This window comes from Kitasatospora sp. NPDC086801 (assembly GCF_044745805.1).
In the GTDB taxonomy this organism is placed as follows: Bacteria; Actinomycetota; Actinomycetes; order Streptomycetales; family Streptomycetaceae; genus Kitasatospora.
Genome location: NZ_JBIVAX010000026.1, coordinates 22188 through 35880, shown reverse-complemented (window position 1 = coordinate 35880; position 13693 = coordinate 22188). Strand labels below are relative to the sequence as shown.

12 protein-coding genes are annotated in these 13693 nt (G+C 71.3%); 8 read left to right on the top strand and 4 right to left on the bottom strand.

Annotated elements, in window-relative coordinates; all coding sequences use genetic code 11:
- Window positions 1-64: 64 nt before the first annotated feature.
- The 3 genes from ACIPLC_RS24650 (at window position 65) to ACIPLC_RS24640 (ending at window position 3826) form a co-directional block, all read left to right on the top strand.
- On the top strand, window positions 65-1096 hold the full coding sequence (locus ACIPLC_RS24650) for an isopenicillin N synthase family dioxygenase (RefSeq protein WP_400475176.1): 1032 nt from the start codon (window positions 65-67) through the stop codon (window positions 1094-1096).
- A gap of 232 nt (window positions 1097-1328) precedes the next feature.
- Window positions 1329-2852 carry a hypothetical protein gene (locus ACIPLC_RS24645; protein WP_400475175.1) on the top strand — a complete coding sequence of 508 codons (1524 nt, stop codon included), beginning with the start codon at window positions 1329-1331 and terminating at the stop codon, window positions 2850-2852.
- Between the two features lie 92 nt (window positions 2853-2944).
- Entirely contained in the window at window positions 2945-3826 is an 882-nt protein-coding gene (locus ACIPLC_RS24640; protein ID WP_400475174.1) for a MerR family transcriptional regulator, read from the top strand.
- Between the two features lie 3 nt (window positions 3827-3829).
- On the opposite strand, the gene ACIPLC_RS24635 is transcribed toward ACIPLC_RS24640, so the two are convergent.
- Genes ACIPLC_RS24635 through ACIPLC_RS24620 form a run of 4 tightly spaced genes read right to left on the bottom strand, consistent with a single transcriptional unit; the run spans window position 3830 to window position 9663 of the window.
- The gene (locus ACIPLC_RS24635) at window positions 3830-6052 is read right to left on the bottom strand and encodes a 3-hydroxyacyl-CoA dehydrogenase NAD-binding domain-containing protein (protein WP_400475173.1); all 2223 of its coding nucleotides are present in this window, start codon (window positions 6050-6052) and stop codon (window positions 3830-3832) included.
- A 38-nt stretch (window positions 6053-6090) separates the two neighbouring features.
- Window positions 6091-7305: an acetyl-CoA C-acetyltransferase gene (locus ACIPLC_RS24630; RefSeq protein WP_400475172.1), complete on the bottom strand. Its 1215-nt coding sequence runs from the start codon at window positions 7303-7305 to the stop codon at window positions 6091-6093.
- A gap of 40 nt (window positions 7306-7345) precedes the next feature.
- A complete protein-coding gene (locus ACIPLC_RS24625) occupies window positions 7346-8488 on the bottom strand; it encodes an acyl-CoA dehydrogenase family protein (protein ID WP_400475171.1) in 1143 nt (380 codons plus the stop codon).
- Window positions 8489-8490: 2 nt separating this feature from the next.
- The gene (locus tag ACIPLC_RS24620) at window positions 8491-9663 is read right to left on the bottom strand and encodes a CaiB/BaiF CoA transferase family protein (protein ID WP_400475170.1); all 1173 of its coding nucleotides are present in this window, start codon (window positions 9661-9663) and stop codon (window positions 8491-8493) included.
- A gap of 212 nt (window positions 9664-9875) precedes the next feature.
- On the opposite strand from ACIPLC_RS24620, the gene ACIPLC_RS24615 reads away from it, so the two are divergent.
- The 5 genes from ACIPLC_RS24615 to ACIPLC_RS24595 all read left to right on the top strand — a co-directional run bounded on the left by ACIPLC_RS24615 (window position 9876) and on the right by ACIPLC_RS24595 (window position 13619).
- Window positions 9876-10346 (top strand): hypothetical protein, encoded by a 471-nt coding sequence (locus ACIPLC_RS24615; protein ID WP_400475169.1) that lies wholly within the window; start codon window positions 9876-9878, stop codon window positions 10344-10346.
- Window positions 10347-10434: 88 nt separating this feature from the next.
- Window positions 10435-11139: a WXG100 family type VII secretion target gene (locus tag ACIPLC_RS24610; RefSeq protein WP_400475168.1), complete on the top strand. Its 705-nt coding sequence runs from the start codon at window positions 10435-10437 to the stop codon at window positions 11137-11139.
- Window positions 11112-11900: a hypothetical protein gene (locus tag ACIPLC_RS24605; protein WP_400475167.1), complete on the top strand. Its 789-nt coding sequence runs from the start codon at window positions 11112-11114 to the stop codon at window positions 11898-11900. Before ACIPLC_RS24610 ends, ACIPLC_RS24605 begins: the two co-directional genes overlap by 28 nt.
- A 5-nt stretch (window positions 11901-11905) precedes the next feature.
- Window positions 11906-12982 (top strand): hypothetical protein, encoded by a 1077-nt coding sequence (locus ACIPLC_RS24600; protein ID WP_400475166.1) that lies wholly within the window; start codon window positions 11906-11908, stop codon window positions 12980-12982.
- A gap of 91 nt (window positions 12983-13073) precedes the next feature.
- Entirely contained in the window at window positions 13074-13619 is a 546-nt protein-coding gene (locus tag ACIPLC_RS24595) for a GNAT family N-acetyltransferase (RefSeq protein WP_400475165.1), read from the top strand.
- Window positions 13620-13693: the final 74 nt, after the last annotated feature.

The window sequence follows — 13693 nt, the reverse complement described above, 5'->3', positions numbered from 1 at the left end:
CTACTCCGGCCATCCCCCGGTCGATCACCGGGAGCGGCCGGGACGAGACCAGCGGATGTCACACATGTCGCAGCAGTACACCCCCATATCCGGCTCCCTCCCGGTGATCGACCTCTCACTCGCCGACGGCGGCCCGGACGACCGCCGCCGACTGCACGACGAACTCCGTGCCGCAGCCACCGACGTCGGGTTCTTCCAGCTCGTCGGCCACGGCATCACCCCGGAGGAGACGGCCGCGCTCGCCGACGCGATGCGCGCCTTCTTCGCCCTCCCCGAGGCCGACCGGCTCGCCGTGAGCAACCTCAACTCCCCCCACTACCGCGGCTACACCCGCACCGGCGACGAGCTCACCGGCGGCAACCAGGACTGGCGCGACCAGCTGGACATCGGCGCCGAGCTGCCCCCGCACGTCCCCGGCACCGGCGAGCCCCCGTACTGGTGGCTGGAGGGCCCCAACCAGTGGCCCGCGGCGCTCCCCGAACTGCGCACCGCCGCGCTCGGCTGGATCGACCACCTCAGCGGGACCGCCCGCCGCCTGCTGCACGAGCTCCTCACCGCGATCGGCGCCCGCCCCGACTTCTACGACGAGGCCTTCGCCGGCCACCCCCACCTGCGGCTCAAGCTGGTCCGCTACCCCGGCACCGCGCCGGACGGCGCCGGCCAGGGCGTCGGCGCCCACAAGGACTACGGCTTCATCACGCTGCTGCTCCAGGACACCGTCGGCGGCCTCCAGGTCGAGCGCCCGGACGGCACCTTCCTGGAGGTCCCGCCGATGCCGGGCGCCTTCGTCGTCAACCTCGGTGAACTGCTGGAGGTCGCCACCGACGGCTACCTCAAGGCCACCAACCACCGCGTGGTCAGCCCGGTCGGCGCCCGCGAGCGCTTCTCCGTCCCGTTCTTCTACAACCCCCGCCTCGACGCCCACATCGAGCCGCTGGACTTCCCGCTCGCCCAGCACGCCCCCGGCGCCACCGCGGACCCGGACAACCCGCTGTTCGCCGAGTTCGGCCTCAACGAGTGGAAGGGCTACACGAGGGCCCACCCCGAGGTCACCCGCCGCCACCACGCCGACCTCTCCGACGCCGCCTCCCGCTGAGGCGCGTGGGTAGCTCGTACCGGCACACACCCGCACCACGGGTGCGTGTCGGTGCGGGCGTTCGAGTCAACTCAAACGCAAAAGATTTGCATACGATTCATCCCATTTCGGCCATTTTCAGATAAAAATCCAACCCTCACCTAAAATTCCTGGCAGCCCAACCAGACTTCCCCTAGCATTCCTCCACGCGATCAGAATCAATCGCAGGCAAAGCCAGGTTCGAGGGGTGGGAATGGCAGACCAGTATCAGGGATACGACTACTGGTTCCGCATGGAGATCGAGGTGCGCGGAACTCCCGGCGGCCGGGATCGACTCAGCGAGTTGATCACCCGACGCGGGTGGGTGGTGTCACCAACGGGAAACACTGAGAACGGGGGCGCGACAGAGGTCTGGATCGTCGAAGTCGGGATTACCGGTTCGTTCTGGGGCGCGGCACTGGCAGCAAGACTCGCATTCCACAGCGCATGCCGACAGGCCCCGGTCTCAATCGACCTGCTGGTCCAGGAACCCGTCACGCCCGACGATCCGCCGCGAACCAGGTGGCTCGCTCACCGACCCGTACCACCAGCCGTTCAACCGGACTGGCTCCGCCGCTCATTGCTGCTCACCAGGCTCTTCGACACCGGGCGTGAGATCTTTCTACCGGCTGGACCCGATGTCCGTGAGGCCGCCCGACTCGCCACCGTCCGCCCGCTGACAGCCGTCCACACCCCGCCGCACGACGCTCTTCCCCGCTTGGTCGGCTCGCCGTCCTCGGCGGAACAGGCACCACGCCCCCGGCAACACCTACTTCCCGAGCGCATCGCCATCCCGGTGGTCATGACCACGTCCATGGTCATCCTGTTCCTCTCGGTGTGTCTCGGCTCCGCCAGAATCAACCTTCTGCCCACAGCGGTAATCACGCTGCTGATCCCGCTGATCCTCGGCGTGCCAGCCTTCCTGCTGGCCGCTCGTTACGGCTCCCGGCCCTTCCGCCCCGATGCCATTCGGACCGCGTCCTACGGCTGGCTGGCAGGCCTCGCACTGACTGGCGTCGGCTTGCTAATCGGATGGAGGATGCCGAACGCCCTCGCCCTCTCGGGGACATTGATCGCCGCGTTCCTCACTGGCAATGGCTTGCGGCTGCTGTTCCGCAATCTGTCGTGGAAGGCGACGGCCGCTTGGTTGATCCCAGCGCTGATCCCCCTGGCTCTCTCCGTGCTACCGGTTCCCGGGATTTCCCTACACACCTACTATCTCGACCACTTCGGCGCCAGCCGCGAAGAAGTCTTCATCCCCGGGAGCTGGCAGTTCATCGCCGCCATGAAGGCCCTCATCGTCGCTGCGGGCCCCCTCGTCGTCCTGGGCCTCCTGGGGTACGCCCGGCACTTCCATGCGTTCCGGACCACAGCAGGGTTGTGGGTCGGCGGGTCGCTTCTCTGCACCGCCCTGATCCTCACCATCGGCCTACTCTGGGGGCAGGTTCTGGATCCGGCCGCCCGGGCCGCCGCCTCGGCGGCGGCCGAGGCCAAGTCCGGCCGACAGCCGACCCAGTACTTCGGCCTCGTACCGCACAGGGTCTGCCTCCGCCCAGCCGATACCGCCGCAGTGCCATTCCAGGGTGCAACTGTCGCCGTTGCCCATCCGTACGTCGCCTTCCCCGTCTCAGGCGACTGGATCAGGCTCTGGGACACCACGGACGAGAGTTCGGTCCTCGTGAAGCGGGAACACTGGCAGATCACCGAATCGACCGCGCCAGCCTGCCCGGTGGAGTAGAGCAGTGCACCACCGCCCCGATGGACCTGGTAGCACGGCACTGTCACACTGCTGCTGTCACAGTGGAAGTGTGCCAGTGCAGGAGGCGGCGGATGGGGGAACGCGGGGCCGTGGAGGACGGGGGCGGTGTGCGGCTGACGGTCGACGAGCTGGCGGCGCGGGCCGGGGTGACGGTGCGGACGGTGCGGTTCTACGGGACGAAGGGCCTGCTGCCGCCGCCGGAGTTGGGGCGGCGCCGGGTCGGCCTGTACGGGGCGGCGCACCTGGACCGGCTGGAGCTGATCGAGGAGTTGCAGCGTCAGGGGCTGACGTTGGCGGCGATCGAGCGGTACCTGGCCCGGCTGCCGGAGGACAGTACATCGCTGGATCTGGCGATCCACCGGGCGCTGGTGGCGTCCTGGACACCCGAGGCGGCGGAGGAGCTGGGCCGGGCCCAGTTGGAGCGGCGGGCCGGGCGGGGGCTGTCGGAGGAGCAGGTGGAACGCCTGGTCGCGATGGGGGCGTTGGAGCGGACGGCCGATCCGGAGCTGTTCCGGGTGGATCCGGGCCTGCTGCCGCTGGGGGTGCGGATCCTGGACGTGCCGATCCCGTTGGAGGCGCTGCTGGCCGCGCGGGCGGTGGTGCTGGAGCACAGCCGGGCGACGGCCCGGGAGTTGCAGCGGCTGTTCCGGGAGACGGTGTGGCGGCCGTACCGGGAGAGCGAGCCGGAGCCGGACGAGCTGGCCCGGATGAGGGCGCTGACGGACCACATCCAACCGATGGTGGCGCAGGCGCTGGTCACGGCGTTCCAGCGCTCGCTGCGGGAGGAGCTCGGCGGGGAGCTGGGCAGGGAGCTGGGCGGGGAACTGGGCGGGGAGCTGGGCAGGGAGCTGGGCGGGGAGTCGGGCGGGGAGCTGGGCGGGGAGTCGGGCGGGGAACTGCGGGAGGAGCCGGGTGGGGCCGTCCGGCACACGGCCCCACCCGCTCGGGACTGACGGTCAGTCGGTGAAGGTGCGCCCCTCCGCCGCGATCCGCTCCAGCAGCGCCGGCGGCGCGAACCGCTCGCCGTAGGCGGCGGCGAGTTCGCGGGCTCGGGCCGCGAAGCCGGCCGGGCCGCCCTCGTACCCGTTGATGTACTGGAACACGCCGCCCGTCCAGGCCGGGAAGCCGATGCCGAGGATGGAGCCCACGTTGGCGTCGGCGACCGAGGTCAGCACGCCCTCCTCCAGGCAGCGCACCGAGTCCAGCGCCTCACTGAACAGCATCCGCTCCTTGAGGTCCTCGAAGGAGAGGTCTGCGGAGGAGAGGTCTGCGGAGGAGAGGTCCGCGGAGGAGAGGTCCGCGGCCGGCCCGCCGAAGTGCTCGCGCAGCCCAGGCCAGAGCCGCCCGCGCTTGCCGTCCTCGCCGTACTCGTAGAAGCCGGCGCCGCCGCTGCGCCCGGGGCGGCCGAACTCGTCGACCATCCGGTCGACCACCGCGTCGGCCGGGTGGGGCGTCCAGGTGCCACCGGCGGACTCGACCGCGCGCCGGTACTCGTCGCGGATCTTGCGCGGCAGGGTGAGGGTGAGCTCGTCCATCAGCGAGAGCACCCTGGCGGGGTAGCCGGCCTGGGCGGCGGCCTGCTCGATGCTGGCCGCAGGGACGCCCTCGCCGACCATGGCGACGCCCTCGTTGAGGAACTGGCCGATGACCCGTGAGGTGAAGAAGCCCCGCGAGTCGTTGACCACGATCGGGGTCCTGTCGATCTGCCGGACCAGGTCGAAGGCGCGGGCGAGCGCCTCGTCGCCGGTCTGCGGGCCGCGGATGATCTCGACCAGGCGCATCTTGTCGACCGGGGAGAAGAAGTGCAGGCCGATGAAGTCGGCGGTGCGCTCGACGCCTTCGGCGAGCAGCCCGATCGGCAGGGTGGAGGTGTTGGAGCAGAGCAGCGCGTCGGGGGCGAGGACGCCCTCGACCTCCTGGAACACCTTGTGCTTGAGCTCGGTGTTCTCGAAGACGGCCTCGATCACCGCGTCGCAGCCGGCCAGGTCGGCGGGCTCGGCGGTGGGGGTGATCCGGGCGAGCAGCGCGTCCCGCTCGGCCTCGGTGGAGCGGCCGCGGGCGATCGCCTTGTCCAGCAGCCCGGCGGAGTAGGCCTTGCCGCGTTCGGCGGCGGCCACGCTCACGTCCTTGAGCACGACCTCGATGCCGGCCTTGGCGCAGGCGTAGGCGATGCCCGCGCCCATCATCCCGGCCCCGAGCACGGCGACCTTGCGGACGGACCGCTTCTCGACGCCCTGGGGGCGGCCGGCGCCGGCGTTGACGGCCTGCAGGTCGAAGAACAGCGCCTGGATCATGTTCTTGCTGGTCTGTCCGCAGGCGAGCTCGGTGAAGTAGCGGGCCTCGATCGCCATCGCGGTGTCGATGTCGACCTGGGCGCTCTCGACGGCGGCGGCCAGGATGTTGCGCGGGGCCGGGTAGGGCGCGCCGTTGAGCTGCTTGCGCAGGTTGGCCGGGAAGGCGGGCAGGTTGGCGGCGAACGCCGGGGTCGCGGGGGTGCCGCCGGGGATCTTGTGGCCCTTGACGTCCCAGGGCTGGACGGCGGTCGGGTTGGCCTCGATCCAGGCCCGCGCCCGGGCGGTCAGCTCCTCCGGGGTGGCGACGAGTTCGTGGACCAGTCCGTGTTCCAGGGCCTGCGCCGGGCGGTACTGGCGGCCTTGCAGGAGGAACTTCAGCAGGGCGTCGGTGATGCCGAACAGCCGTACCGTGCGGACCACTCCGCCGCCGCCGGGCAGCAGGCCGAGGGTGACCTCGGGCAGGCCGATCCGGCTGGCGGGGGTGTCCAGGGCGATCCGGTGGTGGCAGGCGAGAGCGATCTCCAGGCCGCCGCCGAGCGCGCTGCCGTTCACGGCGGCGACGACCGGCTTGCCGAGGGTCTCCAGCCTGCGCAGCGCGCGCTTGATCCGCAGGGACTTCTCGAAGACGGCGGCGGCGTCCTCGGGGCGGGCGGCGGAGAGCATCCGGAGGTCTCCCCCGGCGAAGAAGGTCTTCTTCCCGGAGGTGACGATGACGCCGCGCAGCCCGTCGGCGGCGGCGAGGCCGGCCAGCCGGTCGACGACGGCGTCGAGGTCGGCGGTGAAGGCCTCGTTCATGGTGTTGACGGACTGGGTCGGGTCGTCGAGGACGAGGGTGACCACGCCGTCCTGGTCCTGCTCCCAGCGGATGGTGGTGGTGTCGCTCATGAGTTCAGGGTCTCCGGGGGGATCCGAGGGACAGTGGGTCAGACGCGCTCGACGATGGTGGCGACGCCCATGCCGCCGCCCACGCAGAGGGTGATCAGGCCGTAGCGCAGGTCACGCCGCTCCAACTCGTCGATCACGGTGCCGAGCAGCATCGCGCCGGTGGCGCCGAGCGGGTGGCCGAGGGCGATCGCGCCGCCGTTGACGTTGACCTGCTCGTGCCGGAAGCCCAGTTCGCGGATGAAGCGCAGCGCGACCGCCGCGAAGGCCTCGTTGATCTCGACCAGGTCGATGTCGGCGGCGGTGAGCCCGGCCTTGGCGAGCGCCTTGCGGGTGGCCGGCGCGGGGCCGGTGAGCATGATGGTGGGCTCGGAGCCGGAGACGGCGGCGGAGACGATCCGGGCGCGCGGGCGCAGCCCGTACCGCTCGCCGATCTCGCGGCTGCCGATGGCGACGAGCGCGGCGCCGTCGACGATGCCGGAGGAGTTGCCGGCGTGGTGGACGTGGTCAATGGCCTCGACCCAGTGGTACTTCTGCAGGGCGACGGCGTCGAAGCCGCCGGCCTCGCCGATGCCGGCGAAGGAGGGCTTGAGGCCGGCCAGGGTCTCGACGGTGGTGCCGGGGCGGATGAACTCGTCGCGCTCCAGCACGACCAGGCCGTTGCGGTCGCGGACCGGGACCACCGAGCGGTCGAACAGGCCGTCCGCCTGGGCCTTGGCGGCACGGGCCTGGGATTCGGCGGCGAAGGCGTCCACGTCGGTGCGGGAGAGGCCCTCGATGGTGGCGATCAGGTCGGCGCCGATGCCCTGCGGGGCGAAGTTGGTCTCGTACGCGGTCATCGGGTCCGCGAACCAGGCGCCGCCGTCGGAGGCCATCTTGACCCGGGACATCGACTCGACGCCGCCGGCCAGGATGAGGTCCTCCCAGCCCGAACGGACCTTGGCGGCGGCCAGGTTGACGGCCTCCAGGCCGGAGGCGCAGAAGCGGTTCTCCTGGACGCCGGCCACCGTGTCGGGCAGGCCGGCCGCGATGGCCGCGATCCGGGCGATGTCGGAGCCCTGGTCGCCGATCGGGCTGACCACGCCGAGCACGATGTCGTCGATCGCCGCCGGGTCCAACTCCGGGTGGCGGAGGCGCAGTTCGTGGATCAGGCCGACGACGAGGTCGATCGGCTTGGTGCCGTGCAGCGAGCCGGTGGCCTTGCCCCGGCCGCGCGGGGTGCGGATCGCGTCGTAGACGTACGCTTCGGTGGTCACGGTCAAACGCCTTTCGGGGCAGGGGGGTTCGCGGGAGGCCTCAGCCGAGGATGGACCGGCCGACGATCTCCTTCATGATCTCGGTGGTGCCGCCGTAGATGGTCTGGATGCGGCCGTCGGTGAACGCCCGGGCGACCGGGAACTCGCTCATGTACCCGTAGCCGCCGTGCAGTTGGAGGCAGCGGTCGGCGGTGCGCTTCTGCAGTTCGGTGGCCCACCACTTGGCCATCGAGGCGTCCGCCGGGGTGAGCGCGTAGCGGTGGTGCTCGGTGATGCAGCGGTCGACGAACGCCCGGGTGACGGCGCACTCGGTGGCGAGTTCGGCGATCTCGAAGCGCACGTGCTGGAGCTTGGCCAGCGGGCGGCCGAAGGCCTCGCGCTGCTTGACGTAGTCGGTGGTGATCTCGACCAGGTACTCGGCGCCGGCGATCGCCGCGGCCGCGATGGTCAGCCGCTCCTGGGCGAGGTTCTGCATCAGGTGGACGAAGCCGCCGTTGAGCTCGCCGAGCAGGTTCGCCTTCGGCACCCGGACGTCCTCGAAGAACAACTCGGCGGTGTCCTGGGCCTTCTGGCCGATCTTGTCGAGGTTGCGGCCGCGCTCGAAGCCGGGCGTGCCGCGCTCGACCACCAGTAGGCTCAGCCCGTGCGCGCCGCCCTCGGGGGTGGTGCGGGCGACCACGACCACCAGGTCGGCGAGGATGCCGTTGGAGATGAAGGTCTTGGCGCCGTTGAGCAGGTAGTGGTCGCCCCGGTCGACCGCCTGGGTGCGGATGCCCTGGAGGTCGGAGCCGGTGCCGGGCTCGGTCATCGCGATCGCGGTGATCAGCTCGCCGCTGCAGAAGCCGGGCAGCCAGCGGCGCTTCTGCTCCTCGGTGGCGAGCGAGGTGAGGTAGGGGCCGATGATGTCGTTGTGCAGGCCGATCGCCAGCCCGGAGGCGCCGGCCCGGGCGAACTCCTCGGCCAGCACCGCGGCGTAGCGGAAGTCCGGAGCGCCCCCGCCGCCGTACTCCTCGGGGACGGCCACCCCCAGCAGGCCCTGCCGGCCGGCCGCCAGCCAGGCCGAGCGGTCGACGATGCCGGCCTTCTCCCAGCGGTCGTAGTGCGGCAGCACCTCCTTGGCGAGGAAGGCCCGTACGGTGGCCCGGAAGTCCTCGTGCTGCTCGGTGAAGATCTCGCGCTGCAACGCTACGCTCCTTGTCCTGCATCGGAGTCGAGTGACGGAACGGCCCAGTCGCGGGCCACCTCGGCGGTGTCCGCGCCCGGCCGCGCGGGCGGGCGGCGCAGCGCGCCGGGGGTGGCGGAGAAGCGCGGGGCGGGGGCCGGCTGGGTGACGCCGCCCGCCTCGACGTACGTGCCGCGCGCCAAAAGGTGCTCCTCCCTGGCTGCTTGACGCATCGTCAGCACGGGCTCCACGCAGGCGTCGGAGCCGGCGAAGACGGCCTCCCACTCGGCCCTGGTCCGGGTGGCGAAGCGGTCGGCGATCAGGGCCCGCAGTTCGGGCCAGCGGGCCAGGTCGTACTGCCCGGGCGCCTGCGGGCCGAGTTCCAGCAACCGGGCGAACTCGGCGTAGAACCGCGGCTCCAGCGCCCCCACGGCCAGGTGCCCGCCGTCGGCCGCCCGGTAGACCGCGTAGAACGGCGCGCCACCGTCCAGCAGGTTGGCGCCCCGGCGGTCCTGCCAGTGGCCGGCCGCGAGCAGCCCCCACAGCATGCTGGACAGGTGCGCCGCGCCGTCCACGATCGCGGCGTCGACGACCTGGCCGGTGCCGGTGCTCCTGGCGTGGTGCAGCCCGGCGAGCAGGCCGACGACCAGGTAGAGCGAGCCGCCCGCGTAGTCGCCCAGCAGGTTGGCCGGGATACCGGGCGCCTCCTCGGGCCCGCCCGGCCCCGCGACCAGGCCGAGCACCCCGGCCACCGCCGCGTACCCGAGGTCGTGCCCGGCACTGGCGGCGCGCGGCCCCTGCTGCCCCCACCCGGTCATCCGCCCGTACACCAGCGCCGGGTTGCGGGCCAGGCAGTCCTGCGGCCCGACCCCGAGCCGCTCCGCGACCCCGGGCCGGTAGCCCTCGATCAGCAGGTCCGCCCGCTCGACCAGGTCCAGCACCAGGCCGGGCCCCGCCGGGGACTTGAGGTCGACCAGCACCGACCGCTTGTTCCGGTTGGTCACGTCGTACGCCGGATCGACCCCCAGCGGCGACGGATCCGGCCGGTCCACCCGCACCACGTCGGCGCCCAGGTCGGCCAGCAGCATCGCCGCGAACGGCCCCGGCCCGATCCCGGCGAGCTCGACCACCCGCACCCCCGCCAACGGGCCGGGGCCGGCGGCCGTGGCGCCCGGCGGACTGCTCGTGTCACGCACTGGCTGCAGAACCCTTCTGGGTTTGACAGTAAAGCTGTAACACTCGCGATGATAGAGAAGCGACCCGCCGGTAACAAGACCTCTTCCCCCATCCACCCGCCGTGCGACCGCGAACACGGAGGGTGCGTCAGTGTACTGACGGAGGGTCCGTGTACCGTCGTCATGCCACAGGGGGGATTGACCCCTTCTCGACGAGAAGGAGTTGCACGCACATGGTTAGCCCGTACTTCACCACCGGGCCGGTCTCGCCGGTCTCGCCGGTCTCGGCTCCGGCACCCGGCTCGGCCAGGACCGCGCCGTACGCCCCACCCGTCCGGTCCGGTGGCGGCAACGTGCCCGCGCCCGTCCTCGCCCCGGGCCTGGTGACCACCCGGCTGGACGTCCCGCACGAACTCAACGCCTCGGCCGGGATGGCCCGGCAGATCGCCACCGACCTCGACAGCGCGAACGGCAAGGCCGGGCCCGGCGCACACAGCCTCACCGAGTACGCGAGCACCGCGTCGACCAGGATCTGCGGCTTCTCCTTCGGCGGCGCCCTCACCGGCTGCACCGAGCGCCGGATGCAGCAGTGCAAGGCCCTGCACGACACGCTCGGCAACGCCGCCGGCAACCTCGACAGGACCCGGCAGTCCTACAGCGCCGACGAAGCCGCGACCGCCGCCGACCTCCGCGCGGGCCGCTAGGCCCTGTTTGGCCCCACTTGGCCCTGTTTGCCCCTGTTTGGCCCCAGAAGAACAGCAGTTGGAAGACCAGAAGGGGGAACCCGGACACATGGTGTCCTTCAAGGAACTGCACGAGGCCGACTTCTCCGGGATCACCGACGCCGCCGAAGCCTGGGCCGGCGTCGCCAAAGCCCTCACCGCCCTGGACGGCCGGGTCGCCAAGGACCTCACCAGCACCGCGCAGCGGGCCGGTTGGAAGGGCGCGGCGGCCGACGACGCGACCAAGGTGCTCCAGGCCGTCGACGGCGACTTCAAGCAGGCCTCGACCGTCGCCACCGCCCTCGCCGCGATCATGAAGACCGCCGCCGAGGACTTCGCCGCCGCCCGCCGCGACCTCGACACGGCGATCCACGACGCCCAGAGCGACAACATGACCGTCGCCGCGGACGGCCGGGTCAACTGGACCCTGCCGAAGGAGACGAGGAACGACCCCGACGGCGAGCAGCTGGCTCAGACGCTCGCGGCCAAGGCCGAGGCCATCGCGGCCCGGCTGACGAAGGCCGTCGAGAAGGCGGACTCCGCCGACCAGCGGGCCACCGCCGCACTCCAGGGCGACATCGGCACTACCTGCTGCACGATCGGAAGTGGCCGTTCCAGGGAAACGAGCAGAACGTTCCCGCCGACTTCACTCCCTCCCGTAGCGCATTCGGCTATGCCCTGGAGGCGGCCACGACCGGTCGGGACCCGCACAGCGACCAACCGGTCGTCCGCCCGCACGACAAGGTCATGTCGCAGATCATGGACGAGACGATGAAGTCGTTCGCCGGCACCGGCCCCGGGGACAAGACGTCCCTTCCGGCCGGACTCCGTCGGCCGATGGCCGACATGATCGCCGACTACGCTGCGGACACGCACGAGATCCTCGGCAAGGACCTGTACGGCGCGTCCCAGCCGGACGGGCTCACCGTCAACCGCGAGCAGCTGCTGCGCCTGATCCGAGGCGCCGTCGAGGACCCGGCGGCATTCGCCGTCATCCAGCACGCCGAGACCCAGGAGATCGCCCGCCGCCCGGACGGGTACGGCCCCGACGCGGTGAAGCCCGATGCGACGGGTGGTGTGAACCACGGACTGGATGCCCTCGTCCACGAGTCCGGCAGGACTCTCGGCGCGCTCGACGCGGTGTACGCCGACTCCGTCGTCGACCACGCGGACTCCGCCAATTCTGCCCAGGACTGGCAGGCGAAGATGAATTACCACCTGCTCGGCACACCCCTGAACTTGATTCCGGGTGTGGGCGACATCGCGCAGCGCTACGCCGATATCGGGACGGCCACCTACGCCGACGCCGCCAAGGCCAAGATCGACAGCAAGCTCCAGGACAATCTGAGCTCCCACTTCTCGGCAGGACAGCAGCAGCTGAAGGCGATGATCGACGACAAGCTGATCATGTCCGGAGTCGACCATCAGACCATGGACCTCGACGGGGGCGTGCCACAGCAGCTCCAGAGGACCGCGGGATCCGCCTACAACAACGGAATCGACACCACCTATCGCACCGTGTTCGGCAGGGCGTGAGGACTATGGAGACCAAGAGCAAGAGCGGGCGTCCCGACGACGCCGTAGGGCTGGCCGGCAAGGTCGACGCGGCACTCAATCGGCGCGGGTTCACCACGCGCGCCCTGCGGGTGCGGTTGACGGCGGTGCTGTTGGCATTCTCCCTCGCCCTGGCAGGGGCGGCGGGCTTCGCGCTGTACCGGCTGACGAACATCGGCGGGCCCGACAGCGTGTGCGACGGAGCGGCCACAGCGGAGCAGGTGCACGACCTGCTGGGGTCCGGACCGATGAGTGAGAACAAGAAGGGCTACTCGGCGACGAAGAACTCCACCGGGAACAGCTGCTCCGCCACGGTCAGCTCCGGCTTGTTCGAGACCTCCAAGAAGGTCGTGCGGTTCACCGTCGTCCTCAACGCCGCTGACGGCCCGGGCGCATTGGCCGCGTCGGATGCCCGGCTGTTCTCCGGCGAATCGGCCGGCTCGGTCACCCCGGGCGCCGCGTGGGCCGCGCTCCCCGAGGGGTGCCAGAAGGGCGTGCGTGCCGAGGTGAGCACCAGCGAGGCGGGCCATGACGAGGCCAGGGCCCGCTTGGCCGTGGCCTTCGCCAACAGTGTGGCCAAGGCCCGCTCGTGCGCGGACCGGACACTTCCAGGACCGAAGAGCCTGTCGGCGAAGGCGGCCCAGACGGAACCGGACTGGGCCAACCTCTGCGGCCTGCCCGGGTTCGCACCCGCGAAGAACCCCGAGGCCCAGTGGCCCATGCCGCAGCAGGTCACCACCGCGTCCAACCCGATCTGGTCCTGCACGATCGGCGAGGACCCGAGGCACGACAGTCGGTCACAGGAATTCGCGATCACCACCGAGCCGCGGGTCACCGCCCTAGCCCAGAAGGACGGCAAGGAGCCGTCCGAGTTCGGGCGAGCCAGCTGGGTCGCCGGCGGGACACTCGTCGCCACCTGTCAGGGCAAGGACGTCTTCTTCACCGTCGACGGCGGGTACGAACACAGCCTCGAAAGGCCCTTCCTGTTCCCCGACCAGAAGGACCTGATGCGCCGGTTCCTCACCGCCGGGGGCAAAGCGATCGGGTGTGAGCCGATCCTGTAGCCGGGGCGGGTGGGCGGAAATGGTCGGACGGCTGTCGGGGTAATGGTCTATGGTGCGGTAGACCTATTACGTACGACACGGGGGAAGCGCCATGACCATCACCGGACACGCCACCGGACACACCACCCGCACGATCGTCACCGCCTCCGAGCGGCTGGTCCTCGGCCGGCCCCAGGAGGGGGACGTGGAGGCGGTGTTCGCGATCCACGGGGATCCGGAGACCAACCGCTACAACCCCAACGGACCCCACCGCGACCGGGCGGCGAGCCGGAAGATGCTGGACGGCTTCGTCGCCGACTGGGCGCGGGACGGGGTGGGGTACTGCACCGTGTCCACCCGGGAGGAGCCGGAGGCGGTCATCGGGTTCGCCGGACTCTACCTGCACACGCTGGACGGCGAGCGGGTGTTCAACCTCTACTACCGCTTCCGGCCGTCCGCCTGGGGCCTGGGCTACGCCGCCGAGGCGGCCCGGGCGGCGATGGCGGAGGCGCTGCCGCGCTTCCCCGGCGTGCCGGTGGTCGCCCTGATCCACCCGGACAACGTGCCGTCCCGCCGGCTCGCCGAGCGGCTCGGGCTGCTGCCGGACCCGGACGGCCGCATCGACGACGAGGGCCGGCTGATCCACCGGACGGCCTGAGCCGCCGGACGGAGCCAGGGGCGCGTCCCGGGCCGACCGGGCTCCCCCGCCTCGGGAGGAGGGGCGCGGGGCAG

Bases quoted from the DNA above. Each gene is read 5' to 3' on its own strand.
- ACIPLC_RS24595 (WP_400475165.1), top strand. From the start codon at position 13,074: ATGACCATCACCGGACACGCCACCGGACACACCACCCGCACGATCGTC.
- ACIPLC_RS24635 (WP_400475173.1), bottom strand. From the start codon at position 6,052: ATGAGCGACACCACCACCATCCGCTGGGAGCAGGACCAGGACGGCGTG.
- ACIPLC_RS24650 (WP_400475176.1), top strand. From the start codon at position 65: ATGTCGCAGCAGTACACCCCCATATCCGGCTCCCTCCCGGTGATCGAC.
- ACIPLC_RS24615 (WP_400475169.1), top strand. From the start codon at position 9,876: ATGGTTAGCCCGTACTTCACCACCGGGCCGGTCTCGCCGGTCTCGCCG.
- ACIPLC_RS24600 (WP_400475166.1), top strand. From the start codon at position 11,906: ATGGAGACCAAGAGCAAGAGCGGGCGTCCCGACGACGCCGTAGGGCTG.
- ACIPLC_RS24640 (WP_400475174.1), top strand. From the start codon at position 2,945: ATGGGGGAACGCGGGGCCGTGGAGGACGGGGGCGGTGTGCGGCTGACG.
- ACIPLC_RS24605 (WP_400475167.1), top strand. From the start codon at position 11,112: ATGTCGCAGATCATGGACGAGACGATGAAGTCGTTCGCCGGCACCGGC.
- ACIPLC_RS24610 (WP_400475168.1), top strand. From the start codon at position 10,435: ATGGTGTCCTTCAAGGAACTGCACGAGGCCGACTTCTCCGGGATCACC.
- ACIPLC_RS24645 (WP_400475175.1), top strand. From the start codon at position 1,329: ATGGCAGACCAGTATCAGGGATACGACTACTGGTTCCGCATGGAGATC.